Raw genomic sequence first — 26,288 nt, forward strand, 5'->3', positions numbered from 1 at the left:
CCGCCCCCGACGGAGTCGGGAATTTCTGCGGGTGTGGAAACACCTTCACTCCGAATCAATCACGCCCCCAAAAGCGTCACCAACACTTCTCCCTTGAGTTCCCGCCTGAAGGTGCTTGCATCGGGTTCGCAATGAAACCCCGAGCTTTCCTGTCGCGTCGACGCTTTATCCAGCAATCTGCTGTTTGCGGTGGGCTCGCCTTGATGCCCCCTTTGAAGTTCGGGCGGGCGGCGGACGAGAAATCCCAGTCCGACGCTGTCTTGGATTTGGGATCGCGGCGTGAACTCTTCGTCGATCGTTATCTCATCGAGAGCCTTCAGGGACTCGAACAACGATTGCAGACTCCGTTGCTGGCTCCTCCGATGGAGAACCCCGCCGACCCTTTGGAATACGGCACGGTCATCAAAGACGGCGATCTGTTCCGCCTGTACACTCGTGATGGACGAGGCGCCCGGTTTGATGGGGACAGTCCCGAGGTCACCCGTTACTGCGAAAGTCGCGACGGCATTCACTGGACTCGACCCAAGCTGGGGTTGCATGAAGTGGACGGAAATCGTGAGAACAACGTGATCCTCCACGAGTCTCCCTTCTGCCATAATTTTTCGCCCTTCCTGGATGTCCGCCCGGGGAACCCGGCCCAGTCCCGATTCAAGGCGCTCGCCGGCACGGTGAAGTCTGGGCTGGTGGGCTTTCAGTCGGCCGACGGAATCCACTGGGCAAAGATGCGGCCTGAACCCCTGATCCGGTACACCAAGGAGTATGCCTTCGATTCTCAGAATGTTTCGTTCTGGTCCGAAAGCGAAGGGCGGTACGTGTGTTACTTTCGTCATTTCCTCGACAAGAAACTGCGCTCGGTTTGTCGAACGACGTCATCAAACTTTATCGATTGGACCGAGCCGGTGCCGTTGCGTCCGAACTTTCCCGGCGAGCACATCTATACCACGCTGACACATCCGTACTTTCGGGCGCCGCATCTCTACGTGGCCTTGCCCACCCGGTTTCATCCGGATCGAGGCGAAAGCACGGACGTCCTGTTCATGAGCACGCGCGGGGATCGGCCTTATGACCGCACGTTTCGGGATGCATTCATCCGACCCGGGCTCGATCCAGCTCGATGGGGCAACCGTTCCAATTATGCGGCGTTGAATGTGGTGCCGACCGGTCCGACGGAGATGTCGATCTACGCGACGCCGTTTCGTCGGTTTACGCTGCGAACCGATGGGTTTGCCTCCGTTCATGCCGGAGCGGATGTCGGGGAATTTGTGACTCCTCGGGTTCGGTTCGCGGGTGGCCGGTTGTTTGTGAATGCGAGCACCAGTGCGGGAGGCAGGATCCGAGTGGAACTACTGGATGCCGGCGGGCAGGTTCTACATGGCTATGAGCTGGCGGATTGTCGTCCCTTCGTCGGGGATGCCATAGAACACGAGGTTCAATGGAAGCAGGGCGCCGATCTGACCGCACTGTCGTCCCGTCCTGTGAGGCTCCGCTTCGAGTTGTTGGAAGCGGACTTGTTTGCGATCCGATTTGGAGCTGCCGCCCTCTAGCTCTGCCCTCAAAGGCAGAGCGCTTGGTGGCCCACGGAACACGCGGATCACACGGAGAAAATCCGAATGAGGAGAATGTTCTTTTTCAGTTCTTGGTTTCGATCCTGATCCGTGTGGTTTGCGTGTTCCGTGGGCAATACTTCGGGTCTTGGGAACATCGGCTCGGCCCGGATTTGGAATGGGTTTTGCAGTCAATGTATTAGAAAACGGCATCATCAGAACCGATGCTTTTTCTGATCCGCACACTTTACATTCGCTGCAGTTCAGCAATTCTAAGCTGCCTGCCAGCTTTTGTGGGCAAGTAACTCAGAATCAGAAGTGTCGTTGTTGAATCAATCGCCTAGAGCTCGTACTCTTATGAACCTTCATCATGTCCTTCCTCTTCACCCGGTCGCCGAGTTCTTTCGGCGGAGCTTTGGATCCCGTCTGTCTCGGATTGCCGCGCTCGCTGGAGTGGCTATCCTATGCATTCCAACGGGTATGCAAGCCTCCACGTTCAAGCGGATCACGATCGACGGAAACTTCGCAGACTGGGCGGGGGTCGCGCCGGCATACCAGGATCCTCAGGAGAATCCCAATGCCACGGACATCAAGGATGTCTACGTGGCGCATGATGAGGCGTTCATCTATGTGCGCTTCTCCTTGCATCAGGCCGCGGATCCTTTTACCGCGCGAAACAACTTTTTTATCAACGCCGACGGCGATTCCTCCACTGGGTTTGGCGGCGGGCGGGGCTCGGAGATGCTGATTCAGAGCGGGGCAGGTTATCAGGAGAAGAATCGAGGGTTCAACGAGGGGGGGATCACGGGCCTGGGATGGCAGGCGGCACCCACGGGAGCAGCCAAGGATTTCGAATTTCGGTTTTCGCGCGCGGCGACTTATGCCAGTGATGGTGAACCGGTTTTCGCCTCAGATTTGATTGGACTCTACTTGGAAGCGGAAACCCCGACTTTCGCGCGAGTGGAGGATGCTCCGGATACCGGATTCATTGAGTACGTCCTCACCCCGCCACCGCCGGTCTATCCCAGCGGATCGCTGACGCTGATCAGCCAGAGTGAAACGTCCTGGAGTTTCAATGACAGTGGAACTGACTTGGGCACGGCGTGGAGCGATCCGGCATCGGATCCAAGTGGCCAACCGGGGTGGACGAGCGGCAAGGGTTTGTTTGGTTATGCGCCCAACGCGGCCGTTTACGCAGCGCCCATCCAAACCGGGCTCCAGGCCGGGCGGACCACCTACTATTTTAGAACCGCCTTTCAGTGGGACTACGATCCGGCTGGGGTGGTGATCCAGGCGGATGTCTCATTGTCCGACGGGGCAGTTATCTATCTCAACGGAACTGAAGTGCGCAGGGTGCGGGTCAATGAACGCCCCGTGAACTACTTGTCGCCGGCCTCGGGTGGACCTGCCACCCCGGGACAGATCGAGCTGTTGACCCTGCCACCCGAATCACTGCTGATTGGCGCGAACGTGCTGGCGGCGGAGGTTCATCAATCGGCCGGTGATACCGCCGATTTGGTCTTCGGCCTCAAGTTGACCGCCTCGGACAGCGCCCCGGTGTTGATCACCAATCCGAACCAACCCGCTGATCGCGAAGTGGTCGAAGGCGATTCCACCATCTTCACAGTGGAAGCGAGCGGCACCGCCCCCATTCAGTACCAATGGTTCAAGGGCAGTGATCCGATCCCCGGTGCCACCTCCGCTTCCTACTCAATTCCCGTCGTGCTGCAACAGGACGCGGGGCTTTACCATGTCGAACTGAGCAATCCCTTAACCACTCGGCTGGAGAGCCGCGTTGCTCGATTGACCACTCGCGCGGTCCCCGTCGCTATCACCAACCCGGACCTTCCGCAGGATCTTACCCTTCTCGAGGGACGCACGGCGACGTTTTCGGTCGAAGCCAGTGGCTCCGCGATCGTGAGCTATCAGTGGTATAAGAACGGCCAGCCGATTGCGAATGCGACGGCCTCCACCTACACGATTGCGAATCTGCTCAGCGGAGACAGCGGAGAATACTATGCGGTGGTGAGCAATCGCCTTACCCCCACCGCCACCAGTCGGCGCGCCACCCTCGTGGTGAGCTCGGATAGTCAGGCCCCGGCCATCGTGGGGGTGTCGGGAAGCGCTGCCCAATTGACGGTGACCTACAACGAGCCCGTCGATTCCGTCACCGCACTGAATCCTGCCAACTATTCCATCGAGCCAGCTTTGACGATTTCGGGTGGCGTCCTGGATGCGTCCAACCCGGCGCGGGTCATCCTCACGACCGCCGCTCAGAGCCTGGGGACGCAGTATACGCTGACTGTCCAGAGCGTCCGTGACCTGTTCGGTAACGGATTAGCCGCTCCGGTCCAGGTTCCTTTCCTGTCCACCATTGTCGTGGACGGATCTTTCGACGATTGGGCGGGAGTGACACCCTTGGTCACCGACGATCAAGACAGCACGGAATCGTCCGACTACAGCGAGCTGTATGTATTCAATGACGAGAACTGGATCTATTTCCGGATCGTGCTTCATTCCGATGCCACCTGGCCCACGTCGTTCTTCTATAATAACATTTTTATCGATTCAGATAACGATCCTGTGACTGGTTACCATCCCTTCGGCGGCATGGGGTCTGAGCTCTTGATTCAGGGAGGCGCGGGCTATCAGGAGAAGAACGGGGTTTTCAACGAAGGTGGCATCGATGGTTTGGGATGGGAGATCGCTCCGACTGGCGTTGCCTCCGCCTTCGAATGCCGGTTTTCGCGTCACGCCACGTACGCTTCTGATGGGTTGAAGGTCTTCCGCCACAGCGGATTTAACGTGGTGCTCGAAGCGGAGAACACCAGTTACGTCGCCAAGGACTTTGCTCCTAACAGCGGCACGGCTCATTTCACCTTTCAACCGGAGAGTTTGGATCCGGTTAAACTTCAGTTCGTTGAGGGACAATGGACTCTTTCTTGGGTGGGTGATGGGGTCCTTCAATCCCGCGAATCGCTGACGGAGGGCGATTGGTCGGACGAACCCGACCAAACCAACCCCCAGCCACTCGTCACCGAGGTGGGCAACCGATACTATCGGCTGTTGCGACCGTAGGGCCTGGAGAGCCGAGAACCCTAAGGGTTCAAAGAGATTAGCCGGGGCGTGGAGCACAGCGACACCCCCGGTCTGTCGGCCCCCTATTCAACAGCACCCTGAAAGGCGTGCCACCAGTCGGCGAACGGACTGAGGAACTGATTAGGTTCCTTGAGTAGGGTGACGCAAGCGTCATAAGCCGGTGGCATCGCTGCGCGATGCTCCGTACTTTCAACAATTCCGGGGGTGCGAGCACCCCCGGCTAAATCTCTTTGAACCCTGCGGGTTCGGGCCCTGCCGACCAAGTGAGAAACGCCGGCGTTGCCCAGCTTTTCTAATCCCCATTATTGGAGGTAAAGATGAGAGCCCTCTGCCGCTTGCTCGCCCCCCCGGCGGGCCTCACCCGGAAGTAATCACACCCTGCTTAGTTCCGGTGTAGGGAGCCGAGTCACGAGGCTTCCCTGGAGCGACCTCGCTCCTACAGCAAAGGTAACACGCAAAACCGTGTTACCTTTCTGGTTCAATGTGTCAGGAAATCGGGTAGATTGATTTCCGGACATGACCACCGAACCTCGATCAAGCCCTGCACCCATCCGTCGTCCGGGCCCTGTGGGCGGTGGATTCTGCACCACCCACTGGTCGGTGGTCGGCCGCGCCAAGGCGGACTCACCTGAGGGACGTCGTGCTCTGCAGGAGCTTTGCGAAGCCTATTATCAGCCGGTGGAGACCTTTTTCCGCTGTCAGGTGGTCCCTCGGGAGCAAGCGACGGATCTCGCGCACGATTTCTTTGCCGGCCTGCTGGCGGGAGGAGCGATCGCAGCAGCGGCACCGGAGCGCGGGCGGTTTCGCTCCTACCTCCTGGGAGCCGCCCGACACTTTCTTTCACATCAGCGTGAGCGGGAGCGCCGGCTCAAGCGAGGCGGTGGGGTCGAGCTTATCTCCTCCGATCAGCCGGCAGAGGGGGGTGAGGGTGAGGCGACGACGGGGGAGGTGCTGCCGGATCCAGAGGCGGTGTCACCTGCCGCTGAGTTTGATCGCGAATGGGCGTTGACCGTTCTTGGTCGCGCTTTAGAAGTCCTCCGGCGGGAGAACGTCGAGCAGGGCCGAGGGGAGTTCTTTGAGCACGCCAAACCATGGCTGACGGGGGACGCTTCGCGTGGGGATCAGGCTTCGTTGGCCGTATCGCTCGGAATGAATCCGAACGCCTTCAAGGTGGCGGTTCATCGACTGAAACAGCGGTTCCGAGAACTTCTGAAAGCGGAAATCGCCAGTACTCTCAGCGACCCCAGGATGCTCGACGAGGAGATGCGGTCCTTGTTTGCAGCGCTGGGCGGGTCTTGAAAAGACTTGCGTAACCGTGAGCGGGAACCACGTCAGGACATGGGCATGAGCGAATCCAGCACTGAACCGCGACAGTGTCCGAAGTGTGGGGCCGAGTTGCCATCGGCGGCAACTGCCGGTCTTTGTCCCCGATGCTTGATGGCCGAGGCGATGATCCCGACCCAATCTGCAGCGGGCTCGAGTGCCTCCACATCGCCGATGAAGCTGGAGGAATTGCAGCCCTGGTTTCCGCAGCTGGAGTTGCTGGAGTGTTTGGGGCGCGGAGGCATGGGGGTGGTTTACAAGGTCCGGCAGAAATCCCTGAATCGGCTGGCGGCTTTGAAGCTGTTGGCTCCGGAACGTGTCGCGGATGCCAAGTTCTCGGAGCGTTTTACCCGGGAAGCCCAAGCGTTGGCGGCTCTCAACCATCCGGGCATTGTCACCATTTACGACTTTGGCCAGGTGAGCGGCTGCTACTTTCTCCTCATGGAGTATGTCGACGGAGTGAACCTGCGACAGGCGATGCAGGCCGGGCGTTTCACTCCTGAGCAGGCGTTAGCCGTCGTGCCGCCCGTCTGCGAGGCGCTGCAATATGCGCACGACCGTGGGATCGTCCATCGGGACATTAAACCGGAGAATCTGCTCCTGGATCGCGAGGGCCGACTCAAGATCGCGGATTTCGGCATTGCGAAGATCCTGCATCAGGACGGGGAGGAAACCTCAACTGTCGAGAGTCAACTGCCCGGCACACCGCGTTACATGGCTCCCGAGCAAGCTGCGGCTCAGCGCACCGACCATCGGGCAGACATCTATTCGCTCGGGGTGGTGTTGTATGAACTGCTGACCGGGGAGATGCCTGGGCCGGCACTTCAGCCCCCGTCCCGGAAGGTGCAGATCGATGTTCGGCTGGATGAGATTGTGCTGCGCGCCTTGGAATCGCGGCCTGAACTGCGATTCTCCAGCGCTTCCGAATTTCGGACCCAGGTGGAGACGGTGGCTACCCGGACGATACCGGCAAGGGAAGGAGTCCCGGCCGAGGCAAGGGGCGAATCGAGCGCCTCGGGGACGGAAAACAGAAGCTCGAGTCGGCATGAGGCAATCAACCCTAACCGTGGGATGAGTGTGAAACGATTCACGGCGCGAGGGGTGGGAATCCTCATAATCCTCGGCCTGGTCTTGGGATGCTCGATCTTGCTCGCTGTTCGGTATCAGAGTGACCGCCTTCGACGGGCAGAGGCGACCGTGAACCTGGCTCGGTTTAAGTCCAGTATGGTATCCGCTCAAAAGCAACGGGAGCAGGCCCTGGAGGAGTTGTCTCGGATCAACTCGCAGGTGGGGGCGATGGGGCGATCCCTTGACCAGTCCATGCGGGCGCGGCGGTTGGAAGTGCAACTCCAGGGGTTAGGCCTGGCCGCGGAGGCGTATCAAGGAATGGCAGCCAGGGCGGCGACAGAACTCGAGATGTTTGAACGTCCCTTCTGGCGTCAGTCGTTGGTCATCCTTTTGCCAGCTCTCCCTTTCCTAGTGGTAGCGTTCGTCCTGCTCGGTCGAAGGCCACCCGATGCCGTGTCGCCAAAGCCCCTGCTTCGCTATCTGGCGATTGGATTGTTCTTCATCGGGCTCCCCATTGGCCTGTTCGGAGTGTGGGCGTTGATCCAGGTCATGGGTGACTCGAACTGGAATCCTGCAATCGGTGAGGCAGTGGTTACTGGCAGCTCTTGGATTCTGACATTGATCCTGATGGGGGGGGCGTTGGTGCTGTGGAGGTCGTCGCGTCCGCTGGAGGCTCCGCCGCAGCTCAACTCCGCGTCCCTGAGACAAATCTCTGAATTAATCGGCTTGGCGTTGGTGGCATCCCTGGTTTTCCTTGGCCTGCTTGCCTGGGCTGATCACCACAATTCGAGGCGTTCAGCAATGCCCACTTCAGCGCGGGTCAGTTTGGCGGGAATGAAGATTATACCCTTGGGGGTGAATGACCGAGTGGTGTCTGCCGACATCACGCTGACCCAGGCCTCGGCGGATTTGGAAGCGCGAGCTGTACTGGTGGGGCCCCGGATGGCACCGGAACTCGAAGCCTTGGCCGATGGTTCTAGCGGTCCGTTGCTGAAACCCACCTCGCGATACGACATTCCCAGCTATTCGGTCCTGACTTCCACCAACGGGAGGCGGACTTGGCATCTCGAGTTTTTGCTCCCTTCAGGCGCCTTGGCGCGCCAGGCGCTGGCGTCAATGGGCATGTTGGCTCACGCTCTGCCGGGTGACGTTTTTCGAGGATCGTTCGATTTGTTTGAAGTGACCGACCAGAACACGGAGGTCTATCGGGGCATCATCGACTTTCGTCCGATGCCCGCGGCTCTGGCCGCCGTCCAGGATTCGCGTTGGCTTTCCATTGGCGGTCATTCAGAGGTGAGTGCAACTAATCTGATATTGCACTGGAGTTTGCTAGCTGGCCGTGCAGGTACCGCCCGACTCGTGGTGCTCGATAAACCTGTTTCCACCCAGTTGCAGCCTTCCGAGCTGAAGAATGTGCCGGGGTTTGTGACCTCCATCAGTGTCGAGCTTCGCGAGCAGGGCGGGGGGGATCAAGTGCAGGTGATTGTCAAGGTGGGGGTAATGGAATGGAGTCAGGAAGTTCCCGTGAGCTTCGGAGCGTCAGCGACCGAGTCGAGTCGGGCATTCAATGTCAATGTGAACACCTTACGGGGGGCCAGCATTGAGTTGGGTGCCATGGCCGGGAAACCGGTGACGCTAGAGGTGACGGACTGACCTGGGAGCAATGAGTTCCGGGCGAGGCCCAAGCGAGTGTAGGGAGTTCCCTTTAGCCCAATCCATACCGCCCTACTGCATAGATTGGGCTAAAGGCGGAACTCCTTACACGGGAGCGACGTACTCATGACACCCGACCGACCCGCAACTGCCGTAGAGGGATGGGAAACCTCGGTGGATTGGGGGATTACCGATTCCGGCGGAGGCGTGAATGCCACATGGGGGCTTAATCGATGGTCAATCCGTCTGATGTCGTCGTCCTGTGCCATGACCAACTCGATGAACGTACGTTCATCGAGTTGGTCATGGGGGGGGAGGTGCTGGTGGCGGATCCCACGGCGCCGTGCCGGGCTTTCAGCCCTTGATGGGAGGGGGATGGTTACCTTGGGTTCCCACCCCAGGCTGAGATGGGACGCACCCTTGGTGCTTAGGTGGTATCAGTCAGCGGCCCGTCGACCCCAGTCTAACATTCAAATGACGCCTGCGCGGCTCCCCCATCGTTTTCCATCTGTGTTATCCGGGAAATCCGTGGTCAGCAGCCGGTGGCATCGCTACGGGATCCTCCGTATCTTTAACAGTTCCGGGGGTGCGAGCACTCCCGGCTACATCTCTTGGAACCCTGCGGGTTCGGGCCCTGCCGGCAAGGCGAGAAACGCCGGCGTTTCCCAGCTTGTTTCGGGTCCTACGTCGTGTCCTTCGCGTCTTCTGAGGTTCGATAATCCGGTGTCTGGATCTCCATTCCTCCACACCAATCGCCTCGCGGTCCAGATGACCCGCTGAACTCGCTTGCCCGGCGGGGGGGGATGTGAGTATTCATCAGGAATGAAGCCAATCAATCCCGTTCCTCCTCCCTCGAAGTTCGCTAGTTCCTTGAGGCTCGGGTTAACGTTCGCGATCACGTTCAGCGCGATGATCGGCTCAGTCAATGCTCTCGCCGCGCCGCGTGTGTTGCCGGTAGGCGAACTTCCGCAGGATCATCGACTGGAGCCGCTCAAGGACCTGGATGGCTACTTTCCGTTCGTGCCTCCCTCCAACCTGGAGGCGTGGCAGAAACGCGCCGAGCGGGTTCGCCGGCAAATCCTGGTGACAATGGGCCTTTGGCCGCTTCCGACCAAAACCCCCCTGAACGCGGTCATCCATGGTCGCATCGAGCGTCCGGACTACACGGTTGAGAAGGTTTATTTTGAAAGCATGCCCGGCTTCTTTGTCACGGGGAACCTGTATCGACCCAAGGGCAAGTCGGGTAAGTTGCCAGGCATCCTGTGTCCTCATGGACATTGGCCCGGCGGCCGATTCTACGACAACGCCAAAGTGCGCGAGGAGATCGCGGTCGGCGCCGAGCGGTTCGAAGAGGGCGGACGCAGCGTGCTTCAGGCTCGTTGCGTGCAGCTCGCTCGGATGGGCTGCGTGGTGTTCCACTACGACATGCTGGGCTATGCCGATAGCCAACAGATTCCCATGAGCATCGCTCACGGTTTCTCCAAGCAGCGGCCGGAAATGAACGCGGCGGGCGCGTGGGGGCTGTTCAGTCCCGCCGCGGAGTCGCACTATCAAAACATAATGGGACTTCAGACCTTCAACTCGATTCGGAGTCTCGACTTTCTTCTCGAGCTTGCGGAGGTGGATCCGGCTCGGATCGGGGTCACCGGGGCGAGCGGCGGAGGGACGCAGACGTTTATTCTCGGAGCCATTGATCCTCGTCCCGCCGTCGCCTTTCCGGCGGTGATGGTCAGCACCGCCATGCAAGGCGGGTGCACCTGCGAGAATGCCTGTGGCCTGCGGTTAGATACCGGGAACGTCGAGTTTGCCGCGCTCTTCGCCCCGAAACCTTTAGGCATGACCGGCGCCGATGACTGGACCAAGGACATGGCGACGAAAGGTTTTCCTGAACTGAAGCAGCTTTACGGCTTGTACCAGAAGCCCGATTTGGTTCATTTCAAGGCTCTCAACCACTTTGGTCACAATTATAACTCCCCTAGTCGGACGGTGATGTATTCTTGGCTGAACAAACATCTGCAATTGAACGCCCTCGAGCCCGTCTTGGAGCAGGACTACCAACGGCTGACGATGGAGGAACTGTCCGTCTGGGACAGTCAGCACCCGCGGCCCGCGGCGGGACCGGACTTCGAGCGTCAGCTGCTTCAGTGGTGGACGAAGGATGCCCGGCAGCAGCTGGAGGGAATGGTGGGTTCTCCCAACCAGTTTCGACAAACGATCCGCGGAGCCCTGGAGGTGATCATTGGACGCTCCTTGCCGAGTGCTGGGGAGGTGACTTATGAGCAGACTTTGAAGCAGGACCAGGGCAATCACTGGGTCATGGGAGGCCGCCTCCGGCAGATGGCCCGCACCGAGGAAAATCCGGTGGTCTTTCTTTATCCCAAGGAATGGAATGGACGAACGGTGATCTGGTTGCATCCCCAGGGGAAGTCCGGGCTTTTCGATGCGGGCGCGGGTGAGGACTATCGGTTGCAACCCGGAGTCAAGCGCCTCATCGACGGCGGAGTCGCTGTTGCCGGCATCGATCTGCTGCATCAGGGCGAGTTCCTGGCGGACAATCTCCCTCTCACACAGACGCCGCGGGTGAAAAATAACCGTGAAGCAGCGGCCTATACCTTTGGTTACAATGCCACCGTGTGTGCGCAGCGAATTCAGGATGTCCTGCGCTTGGTCTCCTTTATCCAGCATCATGAGCGAACTTCGAAGTCGATTGGTTTGATTGGCCTGAAGGAGGCGGGACATTGGGCAGCAGCCGCGCGGGCGCTGGCCGGAGGGATTGTTACAAAATCCTGGATCGATACCCAAGGTTTCCGATTCGAGAACGTTGCTGCGATTCATGACCCTGACTTCCTGCCCGGTGGGGCCAAATACTTCGATGTGCCGGGCATGCTGGCGCTAGGCGCCCCCGGGGCGCTGCGGCTTTCGGGGGAAACCGCGAGCGGGACGGAACTCGTGCAGCGACTCTACACGGCTGCGGGAGCGGCCGATCGCTTGACGTTTGTTCCCACGGGCGACGAAGCCGCTGGATTGGACTGGATGCTCCAGGAATAGCGGGGCTCTGCCTCAGACCGAGGAGGCATCGCCGAAGCCTTGCCTGTAGAAGCTAACTATTGCCGTGCCCTGCATTATCATGCCTCCTCGATCAGAGGCAGAGCCCCGTTAGGGAATTCCAACCGTACCGTGTTTGCGGATCCTCCCCCATTCCGTGGCATCGCTGCGCGATGCTCGGAATTTTTGACGGTTCCGGGGGTGCAGGCGCCCCCGGCTAATTTCTGTGAACCCTGCGGGTTCGGGCCCCGTAAAGCCGAGGTGAGAAACTCCCGAATTAACAACAGAACGCCAAACCCCGACGTCATGGTTCTCCCGCCGGGGTGATGAGCTTGTAGAATCGCGCTGCCCCTGGATGCTGGTCTTCGATGGATCGAAGTTCGGTGCTGCTCGTCGCGCTCAGGTCGATCAGTCGAAACCAGGGCTTTGCTCCAAGCGCGTCGGTAAAGAAAATCGAGTAGGAGCGATTGGAGGCCGCGAGGAACTGCAACCTCAGCGTTTGGCCGTCCCAGGTGATGTCACTCCAGCTCAATCGGCTGGCCGCACTCCGGGGGTCTGTCCCCGCCTGGTACTCAGCCCGATTCGTAAACCCATCGCCATCCGCATCGAATCCGGCGTCCTGGGAGTTGTTCGGGTTAAGTCCAAGTTGGATTTCCCAGTCGTTGGGCATCCCGTCCCGATCGGTGTCGGGGAGGACCGTGAGCACGAACGGCGCGATGATGGTTCCCGCGAGCTGGTTCGCCAGGGTGACGGAGTAGCTGCCGGCCTGGCTCAGCCCAACCTGGCTGAGGCGCAGGTAAGAAGTCCGGCTCATCGAGTTGGTGTTGAGTAGAAGAGCCAGACCGCGCTTCCACTGATAGCGAATGGGCAGCGTGCCCGCCGCCTCGACTTTGACCTCCACCTCGGTGCCTTCCAGGACGCTTAGGTTCTGTGGTGCCTGGACCAGGCTGACCCGACGCAGAATCTCCACGCGCGCGGGGTTGCTGAGAGTGGACCCAACGGAGTCCGTGACGCGGGCTTGGTAGAGTCCTTCGCTCGATTCACTCAGCGAACTGATCCGCAAGGTGGAGTTGGTCGCTCCCAGCAGCTCCTGTCCGTCCAGGAGCCATTGATAGCTCAGGTTTCCGGTACCCTGCGCACCCACGGTGAGCGTGCTCGAACCCCCGGCGGCGAGGGCTCGGTTCGAGGGGTGGCCGAAGATGGTCGGCAGTCGCAGCACGGTGAGAGTAACGTTGGCACTCAGGAGCGCCCCGGCCTCGTTGAAGGCGCTGAGCCGATACTGTCCGGCGTCCTCAGGGGAGACGCGGATGAATCCCAGGGTTGCGTTCGTTGCGTTCGGCAGGGAGAGACCGTTTCGTTGCCATTGGTAGAAAGGCGCGGAGTCCGACTCGACCTTGCCGGTAAGTTCGAACGTGGTTCCTTCGATGACATTGGTGCTGTTCGGTGGTTCCAGCCAGCGCGGCGGAAGTCCGCCCGGTAGTCCCTCGCCGGGTGTTGGTTTCGCGGCGACCCAGTTGATGGCATCGTCGCCGAAGGCGTGCTCAGCGAGCCGGTGCAAGGACGGTCCACCTCCGTCGGCGGCTGGAGGCCAAGGGGCGCGATCATTGTAGCGCACTTGATCGACCACGACAAAGGCCTGAGTGTTCGTGGTTCCCGTCAGCGGCCGGATGAGTTCCAATTCCTCCCCGCTGTCCTGAAGGGTTCCGTTGGCCGGTCCGTAGCAGGCGACCGAGGGTGGCACGGAGTAAAACCTCCGGAAGCTATCGGGTTCCGACATCACAATCAGGCATCTTGCTCCCGGTGCTAAGCTCGATTCGTGAGGAAATTCGAAGCCCAGGCCTCGCAGCTGCCAGCGACGGGTGGGGTTGGAGGCCTCGTACAGGGGTATAGTCTGATCCGTGATGTTGTGCAGCTCCAGGTACTCCAGTTCATCCAAGCTCGGATGGTAGTGAACTTCGCTGATGACAACAGGGCCAATGTCGAGAGCCGCGTTGGATGCCCCTGGGGTGGCTGTCGAGGATTTTGAGGCGAATTCATGTCCCGTGCTATTCCGATGGACAACAAAACTCGAGCCGAGTTCCGAGGCTTCGAAACGGAACCCATGACTCGCTCCAGTGAGGTGGCCTTCCGCGTCCGCCGAGAAAAGATAAACCTCGTCGCCAACAGCGCTCAGACCAAAGGCAATTCCCTCCGGACTTGGCTTGCCGAACTCACTTTCCGCGATGACCTGAAACCCCCCGGGTGGGATGATGGTATTAGCGGGAATTCGGTATTTGGCCGGTGTTGCCGGATCGTCGGTCAGGAGCCATCCGCTCAAGTCGGCTGGCCGGGGTGAGTGGTTGACCAACTCGATCCAATCACCTGCGGGCCCCGCGTTCGCCAGGAACTCGCTGAGCAACACTGCTGGCCGCGTGTCCTCGGGGTCATCCATTCCCGGAGAGCCATGCCGGGCCGAACTCGGTCGCCAGCTTCGTGCGTCGCCGGGGAGGCTTGGCTCGTTCACCTCTTGTTCCCGCGGCACCAATGAGAAGCCCCACCCATCGGCGGTCAGAGGCCAAGGGAGGTCATCTGCGTAGGTGAAGGCGAGCACCGGCAATCCGGCGGCGGTCCTCAACTCAAGGGATTCTCCCCCGTCGGCGAGGCGTCCGTCGAACTCGCCATATGGAACTACATTCGGATAACGCTGGCGGAACGCGGTAACGTTCCTCGCGATTACAGCGAAGCTTCCCGACTCGAGCAGCGAACCATTGGTGAAGGTGAAAGCGAGTCCGGCGGTGAAGGATAACCCGCTCAGATCGAGGCGTTGTTGACCGGTATTCTTCAGCTCGATAAACTCGAACTCATCTCCAGCTGTCGGCCCGTCGGGCAGGGGATGGTACATCACTTCCGTGATTTGGAGTGGCGCGAAATTCTGAGTCGGCTCGAAAATGGCCCTGACCAGCGCGCTCCAGTTGGTCCCACTGCGCACACGCGCCGAGATCGTTCGGCGCTCCAGGATCGGGATGGGAACGCTGTAGGATTCCGCCTGAGGCGAGATGGTTCCGCCACGAAGTCGAGGATCGGAGCCGTCCTGAGTGAGGTAAAGGGTCCCGGTTGCATTCGTATGGCTGAGGGTGAGTTGAAAACCTGGCGCAACGCTGCCGCCGAATTGATTGAAGGAGGGTGCGCCCACGGTCGGGTACAGTTTGGCATCTCGAAAACGCTTCATCACCACCGTTTGGTTTGAAGGAAAGAACACGGCCCTCATCCACGCGTTGCTGGAAAGCCATTCCACTTCGCGGGTGTAGGGGCGAGTCGGGCGCTGGTAATCCCCCCAGCGGGCGGACTCCGCGACCACCGCCGCATCGATCTCCTGGATTCGCGCATCCCAGCGCGCGAGGTTGCTCGCGACGGTGAGCGCCCCGCGATTGAACAGGTGCTGGTGAATTCGATCGGCGAAGAGCTGGCGAAACTCGGCGTTGGCGCGGCAGCGGGCGAACACGAAGGTGGGGGTCTCCGGGACGTCCGCTTCGGCGTAGACGGCCCCCCACGAGCTCCGCGTGCGGATCAGGGAGCTAATGGAGATTTCCTGATCCCAGGCAAAGAACTTGAACCCCGTTGAGTCCGCACCCCGCTTTCGGGCGGCCCACCAGTTGTGATTAGGCCAGTCATCGGCGCCGATGTAGACATGCAGGATCATGTAATCCACCAGGTTGGTCACATCGAGATATCTCGGGAAGTTGGGATTGCGGCTGCCATCGGGGTGATTGCCCTGGATTCGCTGATAGGCGGAATCGCTGGCGAGCCCGGCTCCAGCCAGGCTGTTCATTTGATCCCAGGCGGTCTTGTCTCCGGCATGAACCTCGGCGAAGTCGGCCAGCACGTCGTAATCTTCTCGTTCGCCTCCAAGATAGTCCGCCGCGAAATGATCATCCGGATGTTCACACAGATTGTAGAGCCCCCAGTAGAGCCCGCTCAGGTAGAGATGCACGTAGGTTCCGCGCGCTGACGGGTGTCCCAGGTCAAGCTGGGCGTCGCGAACCCACTGATCCCTCACAAAACTGGCCTCGTCGCGGAGCCACCGCTGCACCCCATCCACCAGCGAGTTCTCCCAATTCACGGTTGCCCAGGTGTCCGTCGAGCCGGCGCGAAGGACGAAGCGGTCGAAGGAATCGACAGGTGATTCCGCAAACATCGGGTAACGCAGCTTTCCCACCCCATATTCCTTCCGAAACACGAGATTGAAACTGTGCTTGGGGGTGAAGCCCTTGTCGCGTGTGATGTTCCCGTGAATCTGGAATCCGGCGTTCTCCTCAAACCCGACACTCCCGTCCGGGTAGATCAGCTCAGCCGAGGCGGGCACTTCGAGATCCGTCGCTGGGTTTTTCGGGTAGCTGGAGTTCGCATAGATCCCTTGAGCTCCAAATAGTTTCTCGGGCGAGGTCGCGATGCTCAAGGTGGGGATGCTCGTGAGCGCGTTGGTGAAAGATCGCGTGGGCAGAGCGCTGCTTACGACCCGGGGGTCGATCTCAAAGTCCGTGGGATGGCCTCCCGGCCAGGCCGAGCCGACGAATGCGGGACGACGTTGGCTGGCCACTTGATCAGGAAACAGATAGCTGTGAGTGATCGGTGGAGCGGCCAGATATCCTTCCTTGTCGGCAACCATTCGCAACACGGTGGTCCGGTCGATGCGCAGCGTCGCATTGGTTCCTTGAGCAAGCAGGCCGTTGCTGGCCGTTGGTTCGCTTCCGTCCAGGGTGTAGCGGAGCCTAGCACCGGGCTCAGGCACCCAGACTTGCAGGGTGAACGGCTCCGCATAGAGACCGCGTTGGTGGCTGAACTCGATCTTGGGAAGTAGTCCAGTGTGGCCTGGTCCATTCGGCTGTCCCGGAGAGGGCCCCGGGAAGTAGGTCCGCTCCGTGGTTTTACCTCCGAGCAGAGTCGGCTCGAGGAGAAACTCCTCGTCCGTGGCCGAACCATTTAAACCCTGGATGGCTAAAACATTGGTGCCGACGTGCAGAGCACCCGCAAAGGGCGATAGATCGATGGCTTCGGTGGCGAAAGCGCCACCGTTGGGAGACTCGGTGGTGGCTGTGGAGTCAAAGGCGATGGTTTCGGGCGCAAAGCGCCGCGCCACGGGGGTTCCGTTCAGGTAGGCGATGAATCCATCCGCATAGGACATTTGCAGCGTCAGCCAGGAAGGAAGGTTGGCCGAGGAAAGGGCGAACTGGGAACGGACGTAAACGGATGCATTGATGCCGCGCATCAGACTCGCCACATCCGTCACGATGCGGGAGCGGGCTCGACCGATGGTCGTTGGGAGTGCTCCTTGGCTCAGTGCGGAGATCTCCTCAGGCAGCAGACCGCGGCTCCAGATGGCGAAGTCATCCAGGACGCCAGAGTAGTTGTAGAGCCCCTCCGGTCCCGAGCCGAGGTAGAAGCTGCGAATGGTCGCCAGGGGCGCCGTGCTGGTTCCCGATAGAATGAGCCGGCCGTTCTGCCAGATTTCCTTCCGGGCCCGGTCCTTCAGGAACACGTAATGATTCCATCGGCCTTTGTAGCGCGTGCTGTCGGGCTCAGCGACGAAGACTCGATGGAGCGTTGAGTCCGTGCCGCCGGTGTCCCAATAGATCACGCCATCGCTCCAAGGCACGTGAGCTTGTGCGCTTCGTGTTCCGCTCCCGGCAACTCCTCCCGCTGCCCAGAAGGCGCTGCTGTTGGCGGGTTGAGCGGCGCTGCCGTAGATCCAGAAACTAAAGGTGACCGCGTCCTTTGCTTTGGCAGCGTCGAACCATCCTTTTGCGGCGTCGGTAACCACGATGCGAGCGTTGCTTCCCGGTGCTCCGAATTGGACGGCTCGGTCCCCGATACGCCCCGTCCGCCCACCCCGATCGGGAGTGTAAACCGCTCCCGCCTGGAGCGATCCATGATGTTGTTGACCGCCTTGATCCAGTGCCAGAGTGGCATTGGTGTTCTGGTTGAAGTCCCAGTAAGCCAGCAATCCGTCCGAACCGGCTGGACTCAGGTCGAAGCCTATCCCCCATCGGACCGGAGTCCAGTTCTCTTCCGCGAACGGCTCGCTCCCTCCGGTCCAGTTCTCCGGCAGTGCCGGGGAGCTGGGAACCCAGGCCTTGGCCTCATCCAACGGGCCTATCAGCCGCGAGGCGGCGGCGGATCGTCCGACCCCGAAGCTGATGTTCTTTCGCTGACGCGGGTAGGCGAGTTCGGATGCGATCGAACCGTCCGGTCGAAGCAAAGCCAGGTAGCCGTCATCCGTGAGCAGCGAGAAGCTGGTGTGGAGCGGGCCTCCTGGCCGGCTCCGGTTTTTACCTGAAGCGTAGAGAACCAGATACCCGCCCGAGGAAAGGTTGGTCGCGGGAAAGGTCCAGCGGGGTGTTAGTTCATGAGCGGTGGTCAGGCTCCAGCCCAGCAGATCCTGAGAGTTGGCACTGGCGTTGTAGATCTCGATCCACTCGGCGTGAGCGCCATCCTCATCAGTGAGTCCGTCGCTGTTTTGAGTGAGGATCTCCGAGATGACCAGGGGCGAGCCCGGAAGGGGGTAGAGTCCCAGCCCGACCAACAGCCCTGCCAGAAGGGTGGTGATCGTGGGCAGATGTAGATTACGCATAAGGTCCCGACGAGGGTGTCGGGGTCACCTTAGCGGATCTGGCGTTGGTGAGTCAAAAGATCAGGTGCGGATCTTCGCTCGGCGATTCCTCCGGGCTGGGCGATCCATCGGGATCGGGCCGCTCGAGAAACCACAGCGCACGGGCTCGTCGGATTTTCATCCAGAGAATGGTCACTGCCACCTCCTGCACGGCCGAACCTACCGCCCACAAGCAAAGAACGACGACAGTGATCCAGTAGAGTTTACCGGCCCCGGTGTCGGCAGTGACGGCGAAAATGATGTTCCCCCAGGTCAAGGCGGCGGTGGCGAGGCCGAGGCCTAGCATGGCTCGGACGCGTCTCCGGGTTCGGACGGGGTTGAACATCGCGTTAGTCTACCACATTCCCAGGAAATGCCAAATGGCGCTTTAGCATTGCTCAAGCATCCCGCGCTGGGAGATAGTTGCCGAGGGACATGGACAACCTTGGCGAATCGATCTCTTGACACTTATGATCCAACTCAGCACCCAGCTCGCGGTGTTCCTCGATAACCGGCCCGGCATGTTGGCCAGGGTTTGCGAGGCCTTGGCGGCGGAGAAAATCAACATCTACGCCATGGCGACGAGTGACACGGTGGATCACATCGTGATTCGGATGGTCGTCAGCGATCCGCGTCGTGCCACCTTGCTGTTCGAGGAGCGGGGCACGTTGGTCGTGGCCGATGAGATTCTGATGATCGAGGGGGACAATCGTCCGGGCTCGTTGGTGACCATCTCCGATCGCCTCGCGAAATCCAAGATCAACATCGAATACGCGTACTTTGCCACGCTTCCGAATGCCAAGAAGGGCTTGCTGGTGCTGCGGGTGGACCGGGCGCGGCAGGCGTTGAAAGTGCTCAACACCTAGTTCCGGGTGCGCTCGCCTTTAGTCTATCAGATCCAAGTCCGACCTTGGCTCCACCGGCTCAGCCGAGAGTTGGGGCGGCCAGCGACTCTCGCGGACCTGCCATTCGAGGCCCTGGATGCTTGGGCCCGACAGGGGGTCACGCATGTCTGGCCCATGGGGGTTTGGCCCATCGGGGTCCAGGCCCGCCAGCACGCGGTCCAGCTGGCGCAGTCAGGACGGTTGCCAGGCCATTCTGCCCAGGACCCTGTGGATGAGGTTTGTGGATCCCCTTATGCCGTGGCGGGCTATCACCCCGATGCCGGACTGGGAGGCGATGAGGCGTTGGACCAGCTTCGCGCTGCCCTGCGATCCCGGGGGCTCGGGTTGATCCTGGATTTTGTTCCCAACCATCTCGCTCTGGATCACCCCTGGGTGCGCGAGCACCCGGAATGGTTCGTTGGCTCGGCATCTCGCCGGGCGGAGACGTTTCGCACGGGCTCGGGAGCGCGGCAGCGCTGGATCGCTCATGGCAAGGATCCGTTCTTCCCGGCCTGGACTGACACGGCTCAGCTGGACTGGCGGTTGCAGGCGGTTCACGAAGCGATGTTGCGGGAGCTGTTCGCCGTGGCAGAGCGATGCGACGGGATACGTGCAGACATGGCGATGCTCCTTCTCCCGGAGGTCTTCGAAAAACAGTGGGAAGCCTGGCCTGCCGCTTCCGGCGGGCGAGCCGAGGGAAGCTTCTGGTCCCATGCGATCGCGGCGATCAAGAGCCGACATCCGCGGTTCCTGACCCTGGCCGAAGCGTATTGGGATCTGGAGCCAACCCTGCTGGACCAAGGCTTCGATTACGCCTACGACAAGCGATTTTATGATCATTTGATTGCGCGTCGACCCGCAGACCTCCGCGCTCATCTCTCGCAGTCAACGGCGGCACTCTGGAGCCGCGGAGCGCGTTTCCTGGAGAACCACGATGAGGTTAGGGTTGCGTCCTTGGCGTCCCAGATGGAGCACCGCTCATGGGCTGCCTTGCTGCTGGCGTTGCCTGGGCTTCGGCTGGTTCATGAAGGTCAATGGGACGGACTGCGCGGGCGGGCTGATATTCGCACGCTTCGCAGGCGGGTGGAGCCCATCGATGGATCCCTGCGCCAGTCCTATCACTTTCTGAGTCGCTCAGTGCGTGAGCTTGGCGATTGGGTGGAGGTTCCGCAATTGCTGGTGCCCCAGCCGGCTTGGCCGGGAAACCCAAGTCATGATGGGTTCGTGGGCTGGATGGGGCGTCGGGGAGGGGCCAGCCCGTTTCTGGTGGTAGCCAACCTCGCGAACCATGAGGCACAGTGTGTGTTCCGGCTGCCGGAGACTTTTGGAGCCGTGGCCCACGCCTGGGTGGATCTGTTGTCAGGCCAAGAATTCTCAACTGGTTTTGGTGAGAGTGGAGGCCGGGTGCTTTCTTTGGCCTTCTCACCGCATCGTTGCGCGTGGTTGGTGCCAGGTAAGATGGGGTAGGGCGAAACTCCGCTCGAGCCCATGAATGCCCCAGGTTCGGGACAACAAAGGGGCAACGCCGCTAGGGCCGAGAGGGGATCGTCGCCGAGTTGGCTCTCCACGACGCAGCTTCCATCAGCTTCGACGACAGAGGGCTCATCAGGGCTCGACGGAAAACGGAACTATAAGCTTGATCGGATCGATCTTCGATCAAGTCTCTCCCTACCCCGTATCGACGCGCGCTTCCGTGGCGGGGCTCCGAAAATCCGCTGGCAGCAGCGCGGGGTTCCCGGCACAGTATGCCCGTTATGAATTGGCCAGCTGACTATCACATGCATACACCGCTTTGCCACCATGCCGTTGGCGAACCGGTGGAGCTCGCGAAACATGCGCTCTCCGTCGGCCTGAGCGAGATTGGGTTTTCTGAGCACAGTCCCATGCCCAGGGATGATTTTGACGACTGGCGGCTGCTCGAACGCGATTTTGATCGCTACCTGCTGAGCGTGGAACGTGCCCAGAAGGAGTTCCCTCAACTGAAGATCAAGATTGGGCTGGAAGTTGACTACCTACCCGGGCATGAGGACTGGATCAGGCAGTTGGCGAACCGCTATCCCTGGGACTACTTCATTGGCTCTGTTCACTATGTGTCCGACTCGTGGGACATCGATAATCCCAAGAAGCTTCACGAGTGGAAGAAGCGAGATCCGTGGGAGGTTTGGTCGCTGTATTTTGAGCGACTCACGATGGCCGCCAAATCCGGTCTGTTTGAAATCATTGGGCATGCCGACTTACCCAAGAAGTTCTGTTTCCGGCCAACCCAGGATTGCACCCCTTTGTTTCGAAGCTTTCTCGAAGCGGTGAAACGGCACGACATCGCCATCGAGCTTAACACCGCTGGTTTGCGCAAGGATTGCCAAGAGATCTATCCCAGCCCTGCGTTTGTGAAGCTGGCGGCGGAGGCCGGAGTTCCGATCACGTTCGGATCCGACGCCCACGCGCCTACGGAGGTGGGGGCGGACTTTAATCGGGCTCGCGACTTAGCCTTGGGAGCGGGATATCGACAAACCTGCCGGTTCACTCGTCGTCAGCGAGAGTTTATTCCCCTGGAATGAAACCTTCTCGCTCACACGCTGGTGGAGTTGGGTGTTTCGCTCTGACGGTCGCGCTGCTGCTGGTGTTCCAGGGTTCGGCCGACGCAGCCAGCGCCGACCAGTCCGGTGGGGCGGGAGCCCGCGTTGGCGCGATTGCCACGGTTCATCCGGTGGCCACGGCGGTGGCCCAGCGGATCATGAGGGAAGGGGGGAATGCGGTGGATGGCGCGGTGGCGGCAGCGCTCACTCTGGGTGTGGTGGACGGGCATAACTCGGGTATTGGCGGTGGGTGCTTTCTGCTGCTTCGGACTGCCCGAGGCCGGGTGGTGGCTCTGGACGGCCGGGAGACCGCTCCTCAGCGTGCTCATCGAGACTTGTTTCTCAAGGATGGCAAAGCAGTCCCTCAGCTCAGTCAGACCGGCCCCTTGGCGGTAGGAGTGCCTGGGGCGTTGGCGGTGTATGATCGAGCGGTTCGCCAGTATGGCCGACTTCCTTTCTCCAAGCACCTAGAAGCCGCGGCCGAGGTGGCCGAGAAGGGCTTTACGGTTCAGCGATCTTATGCCCTCCGTCTGCGCGATGTTCTGGGCGATATTCAGGCGGATCCGGGAAGCCGTGACATTTTGCTTCGTTCTTCGGGGGAGCCGATCCAGGCGCTGGAGTGGCTTCGTCAGCCTGATCTCGCCCACAGCTACCGGCAGATCGGCAGCCAGGGATCTCGCTGGTTTTATCGCGGAGACTATGCACGTCGGGTTGACGTCTGGATGGCGGAGCACGGGGGGATTCTGACCGCCCAGGACTTGGCAGGCTATCGCCTGAAGTCGAGAGAACCCCTGCGGACCACCTATCGCGGATATGAGATTGTTGGTTTTCCGCCGCCGAGCTCCGGTGGCGTTCATGTCGGCCAGATTCTGAACATCCTCGAGCACCTGGATCTGCGGGGCAAACCCCGCGAGTCAGCGGAGTGGATTCATGCGGTCGCTGAAGCGATGAAATTGGCCTTTGCCGATCGCGCATTTTGGCTGGGAGACCCGGACTTCGCCAAGGTGCCTCGGGGGTTGATTGACAAGGGATATGCTGCCGCTCTGGCTCGTCGGGTCCGGATGGATCGGACGACTGTCGTGGAGGGGCATGGCACGCCTCCTCGGGCATCGGACAACCTGTTTAGCCGGCACACCACGCATCTTGCGACTGCGGATGCAGAAGGAAATTGGGTGGCCTTAACCGCGACCATCAACACCTCCTTTGGCGCCAAGCTCGTCGTCCCGGGGACGGGGATATTCCTCAACAACCAGATGGATGACTTCGTGGCCGCTCCGGGGGAAAAGAATTTCTTTGGGTTGGTTGGAGGCGAGGCCAATGCGGTTGCGGCCCGGAAGCGCCCGCTTTCGAGCATGAGTCCAACACTCGTTATGAAGAACGGTCAGCCGATTCTTTCCGTGGGGGCGGCCGGCGGTCCTACGATCATCAGTCAAGCCGTGCTGGCCATTTTGGGGGTCATTGATTTCGGCCTCCCAGTCCAGGATTCGCTCAAGGCCGTTCGTTTCCACCATCAGTGGAGCCCGGACCGCTTGCAGTTGGAGCGCGGTGCCGGTCCGGCAGTGGTCGAACAACTAAAAGCCATGGGACATGTGGTTCAGCTGGTCGATTCGCTGGGCGCTTGCCAAGCCATCGGGCTCGGAGAGATGGGATTTACAGCGGAGCATGATCCTCGGGTGGAAGGTCGAGCTGAGGTTTGGTGAGCCGGCCATGGTCATGGGCGAACTGCCGGTGTCGGAGGGCTTGTCATCTGGGAACCTTGGCCTATCCTTGGCCCATGGATTTCGCGGATAAGCTCCATTCCATTCGGCAAAAGATAGCTGCGGCCTGCCTTCGGGCGGGGCGTGAGGAGTCGTCCGTGACCTTGCTGGCGGTCAGCAAGGGCCATCCAGCGGAAAGCATTGCCGAAGCCGTTCGATGCGGGCAGCTGGATTTTGGCGAGAGCAAGATCCAGGAGGCGAAGATCAAGATTCCCCTGAGTCCAGGCGCGGCGCGATGGCACATGATTGGGCACCTGCAGACCAACAAGGTTCGCGATGCGGTTCATCTCTTTGGGATGATTCAAAGCGTGGATAGCTTGCGGCTGGCCGAAGAGATTCAAAAGGCTGCGGATCGATCTGCGAAGACAGTTAAGATTTTGCTCGAGGTGAATGTGGCGGGGGAATCCACCAAGTTTGGTTACACTCCCGGCGCGGCGGTGGCCGAGATTGCCGCCATCAATGCCTTCCCTCGCCTGGAGATTTACGGTTTGATGGCGATCGCTCCCTGGACGCCTACTCCGGAGCGGGTGCGGCCTGCTTTTCGCAAGCTGCGTGAGGTCAAGGAACGTTGTGAGCAGGTATTGGGAGCACCCTTGCCGACCTTGAGCATGGGCATGAGCAATGACTTTGAGATCGCCATCGAGGAGGGGTCGACCCTGGTTCGCGTGGGGACGGCCTTGTTTGGGGAGCGGAGCTATGCTCAAGCGCGGGTCGAGGTGGACTGAGACTCTTTGCTGCAAGATCGAACTCAAGCGCCTGATGAAAACGTCGATCCATTCTTTGTGCAACTGGGGTTCGCAACAACGCCTCCCTAGAAACTCAAAAACTGACTGAGAACAGACCCGAGATTGACTGCCGTGACCGCGGAACTTTTCAAATCTGAAATCGATGAAGCCCTCAAGGCCTACGACAAGTTCATCGTCTGTCTCAACAAAACCCCTGACGAGTGTGAAGCCTCGCTGTATTCACTGATGGAGAAGGCGATCAAGGCCTACGACAACCGGGGACCGACACTGCGACATGGAATCGCGCTCGACAAGCAGGTGACCATCATCCTGAGTCAGACCGAGAACGAGCGCCCCCTCTGTGGTATCTATTTCAATCTGCATTCCCCCTATCAGAAGCGCTCTTTGGCTAAGGTAGGGAAGGGTGAGGACTAGTTCGCGCTCGTCTCCACCCTCCTTTGTATGGAGTTCCGCTTTCAAGCGGATCGGGCAGCGAGAGTGGATCGCAACTGCCCCTGAACCGAGAAGCGGGAACCAGGTGAATTGGCCCACGGATCACGCGGATCACACGGATGGGACCCGGATTCCGGTGAGGCGAGTTTGTTCTGACCAGGCTGTCAGTCGGCTTGGGTCTCATCCGTGTGTTCTGTGTGTTCCGCGGGCAGAAACTCAGGTTCTGGCCAGTTTTGTTGGCTTACGGGCATGGGTTGCGAGTTCCTGCCTTAACCGCTGAACGCACGCCGCCCCCACTGAAGTGGGAACTCCGTACACGGGATCGAGCCTCGTCCCGAATTTATCGACCTCTCCCCCAGCGGGAGACCCACCTCCCGCTCTCCCAATTCTTCTCGACAGTCGGGGGGCGGCTTCCAATACTTCGCCGGCCGTTCGCAGTAGATATTTCCATGAAGCAAAAAGCTTACGCAGCCGCTGGTGTTGATATTGATTTAGGGAATCGTGTTAAGGCGACTCTCCCCCAACTACTTGCCTCGACTCACCGACGTGAGGTCCTGGGTAAAGTGGGGGGATTCGGAGGCCTCTTTGCACTCGACGTAAAGAAGTATCGCCAGCCGGTGCTGGTCTCGAGCGTCGATGGGGTAGGGACCAAGCTCAAACTGGCGTTTGCCATGGATCGCCACGACACCATTGGGCAGGACCTGGTCAACCATTGCGTCAACGACATCGCGGTCCTGGGCGCCGAGCCCTTGTTCTTCCTGGACTATCTGGGCACTGGGAAGCTGGAGCCCCATGTCTTCAAGGAGATCCTCAAGGGGTTCGCCAAGGCCTGTTCGGAAAACAACTGTGCCCTGGTGGGAGGGGAGACGGCTCAAATGCCCGGATTCTACCAGGCCGGCGAGTACGACCTCAGCGGGACGATCGTCGGGGTGGTGGAAAAGTCTCGCATGTTGGATGGAGCCAAGCAGATCAAGCGTGGGGATGTCGTGATCGGGATCGAGGCGAGTGGGCTGCACACGAATGGCTATTCGCTGGCGCGCAAGATTTTCTTTGAAACTCTGAAGATGAAGCCGACGACCCGTGTGCCTGAATTCAAGGGCACCCTCGGGGACGAGCTGCTCAAGGTGCATGTCTCCTACGGCCCTTTGGTTCAGACTCTCGTCAAGCGCTTCAATCGTCCGGGGAAGGGTAACATCATCCGCGGGCTGGCGCATATCACCGGAGGGGGCTTCGTGGATAACATCCCTCGCGTGCTGCCAAAAACCTGCGATGTGGTTATTCGCCGAGGGTCTTGGGAAATGCTGCCCATATTCCAGCTCATTTTGGAGCGTGGCCGGGTGCCGGAGGCTGAGCTGTATCAGGTCTTTAACATGGGGATCGGAATGACGGTAGTGGTGCCTGCCGATCAGGCGGATGCCGTTCTGCGCGCGATCAAAGCAGGCAAACACCGTGCCTGGATCGTGGGAGAAGTGGTCAAGGGATCCGGTCTAGCCCGAGTGGAGTGACTTTTCCATGAAGCCACAGGCGAACCTGAGC

The 26,288-nt window shown here is 60.1% G+C and carries 14 protein-coding genes; 12 read left to right on the top strand and 2 right to left on the bottom strand.

Annotated features, from left to right (window positions below):
- Positions 1 to 131: 131 nt before the first annotated feature.
- From JNN07_25975 to JNN07_25995, 5 genes are all read left to right on the top strand, one after another.
- Entirely contained in the window at positions 132 to 1,544 is a 1,413-nt protein-coding gene (locus tag JNN07_25975) for a hypothetical protein (GenBank protein MBL9171207.1), read from the top strand.
- A 357-nt stretch (positions 1,545 to 1,901) separates the two neighbouring features.
- Complete coding sequence (locus JNN07_25980) at positions 1,902 to 4,622, top strand: hypothetical protein (protein MBL9171208.1); 2,721 nt, start codon at positions 1,902 to 1,904, stop codon at positions 4,620 to 4,622.
- A gap of 570 nt (positions 4,623 to 5,192) precedes the next feature.
- Entirely contained in the window at positions 5,193 to 5,942 is a 750-nt protein-coding gene (locus JNN07_25985; protein MBL9171209.1) for a sigma-70 family RNA polymerase sigma factor, read from the top strand.
- A 198-nt stretch (positions 5,943 to 6,140) separates the two neighbouring features.
- Positions 6,141 to 8,687, top strand: a complete 2,547-nt coding sequence (locus JNN07_25990) for a serine/threonine protein kinase (protein ID MBL9171210.1) — start codon at positions 6,141 to 6,143, stop codon at positions 8,685 to 8,687.
- A gap of 822 nt (positions 8,688 to 9,509) precedes the next feature.
- Positions 9,510 to 11,735 (top strand): hypothetical protein, encoded by a 2,226-nt coding sequence (locus JNN07_25995; protein ID MBL9171211.1) that lies wholly within the window; start codon positions 9,510 to 9,512, stop codon positions 11,733 to 11,735.
- A gap of 301 nt (positions 11,736 to 12,036) precedes the next feature.
- Here the strand turns inward: JNN07_25995 and JNN07_26000 are convergent, their stop codons facing one another.
- Both JNN07_26000 and JNN07_26005 read right to left on the bottom strand, forming a co-directional pair.
- Positions 12,037 to 18,339 (bottom strand): lamin tail domain-containing protein, encoded by a 6,303-nt coding sequence (locus JNN07_26000; protein MBL9171212.1) that lies wholly within the window; start codon positions 18,337 to 18,339, stop codon positions 12,037 to 12,039.
- Positions 18,340 to 18,391: 52 nt separating this feature from the next.
- Complete coding sequence (locus tag JNN07_26005; protein MBL9171213.1) at positions 18,392 to 18,703, bottom strand: hypothetical protein; 312 nt, start codon at positions 18,701 to 18,703, stop codon at positions 18,392 to 18,394.
- Between the two features lie 127 nt (positions 18,704 to 18,830).
- Between JNN07_26005 and JNN07_26010 the strand changes: the two genes are divergently transcribed.
- From JNN07_26010 to JNN07_26040, 7 genes are all read left to right on the top strand, one after another.
- Positions 18,831 to 19,223, top strand: a complete 393-nt coding sequence (locus JNN07_26010) for an ACT domain-containing protein (protein ID MBL9171214.1) — start codon at positions 18,831 to 18,833, stop codon at positions 19,221 to 19,223.
- A 6-nt stretch (positions 19,224 to 19,229) separates the two neighbouring features.
- Positions 19,230 to 20,708 (top strand): hypothetical protein, encoded by a 1,479-nt coding sequence (locus JNN07_26015; protein MBL9171215.1) that lies wholly within the window; start codon positions 19,230 to 19,232, stop codon positions 20,706 to 20,708.
- Positions 20,709 to 20,995: 287 nt separating this feature from the next.
- Positions 20,996 to 21,799, top strand: a complete 804-nt coding sequence (gene hisJ, locus JNN07_26020; GenBank protein ID MBL9171216.1) for a histidinol-phosphatase HisJ — start codon at positions 20,996 to 20,998, stop codon at positions 21,797 to 21,799.
- Positions 21,796 to 23,517: a gamma-glutamyltransferase gene (ggt, locus tag JNN07_26025; GenBank protein ID MBL9171217.1), complete on the top strand. Its 1,722-nt coding sequence runs from the start codon at positions 21,796 to 21,798 to the stop codon at positions 23,515 to 23,517. Before hisJ ends, ggt begins: the two co-directional genes overlap by 4 nt.
- A gap of 74 nt (positions 23,518 to 23,591) precedes the next feature.
- Complete coding sequence (locus JNN07_26030; GenBank protein ID MBL9171218.1) at positions 23,592 to 24,299, top strand: YggS family pyridoxal phosphate-dependent enzyme; 708 nt, start codon at positions 23,592 to 23,594, stop codon at positions 24,297 to 24,299.
- 132 nt (positions 24,300 to 24,431) lie between these two features.
- The gene (locus JNN07_26035; protein ID MBL9171219.1) at positions 24,432 to 24,734 is read left to right on the top strand and encodes a hypothetical protein; all 303 of its coding nucleotides are present in this window, start codon (positions 24,432 to 24,434) and stop codon (positions 24,732 to 24,734) included.
- A gap of 467 nt (positions 24,735 to 25,201) precedes the next feature.
- On the top strand, positions 25,202 to 26,257 hold the full coding sequence (locus tag JNN07_26040; GenBank protein ID MBL9171220.1) for a phosphoribosylformylglycinamidine cyclo-ligase: 1,056 nt from the start codon (positions 25,202 to 25,204) through the stop codon (positions 26,255 to 26,257).
- Positions 26,258 to 26,288: the final 31 nt, after the last annotated feature.

The sequence above is a fragment of the Verrucomicrobiales bacterium genome (assembly GCA_016793885.1).
Taxonomy (GTDB): domain Bacteria; phylum Verrucomicrobiota; class Verrucomicrobiia; order Limisphaerales; family UBA11320; genus UBA11320.

Excerpts from the sequence above, each read along its gene's own strand:
- ggt (MBL9171217.1), top strand. The coding sequence starts at position 21,796 with ATGAAACCTTCTCGCTCACACGCTGGTGGAGTTGGGTGTTTCGCTCTG.
- JNN07_25990 (MBL9171210.1), top strand. The coding sequence starts at position 6,141 with ATGAAGCTGGAGGAATTGCAGCCCTGGTTTCCGCAGCTGGAGTTGCTG.
- JNN07_25980 (MBL9171208.1), top strand. The coding sequence starts at position 1,902 with ATGAACCTTCATCATGTCCTTCCTCTTCACCCGGTCGCCGAGTTCTTT.
- JNN07_25995 (MBL9171211.1), top strand. The coding sequence starts at position 9,510 with ATGAAGCCAATCAATCCCGTTCCTCCTCCCTCGAAGTTCGCTAGTTCC.
- JNN07_26030 (MBL9171218.1), top strand. The coding sequence starts at position 23,592 with ATGGATTTCGCGGATAAGCTCCATTCCATTCGGCAAAAGATAGCTGCG.
- JNN07_25975 (MBL9171207.1), top strand. The coding sequence starts at position 132 with ATGAAACCCCGAGCTTTCCTGTCGCGTCGACGCTTTATCCAGCAATCT.
- JNN07_26040 (MBL9171220.1), top strand. The coding sequence starts at position 25,202 with ATGAAGCAAAAAGCTTACGCAGCCGCTGGTGTTGATATTGATTTAGGG.
- JNN07_26000 (MBL9171212.1), bottom strand. The coding sequence starts at position 18,339 with ATGCGTAATCTACATCTGCCCACGATCACCACCCTTCTGGCAGGGCTG.
- hisJ (MBL9171216.1), top strand. The coding sequence starts at position 20,996 with ATGAATTGGCCAGCTGACTATCACATGCATACACCGCTTTGCCACCAT.
- JNN07_26005 (MBL9171213.1), bottom strand. The coding sequence starts at position 18,703 with ATGTTCAACCCCGTCCGAACCCGGAGACGCGTCCGAGCCATGCTAGGC.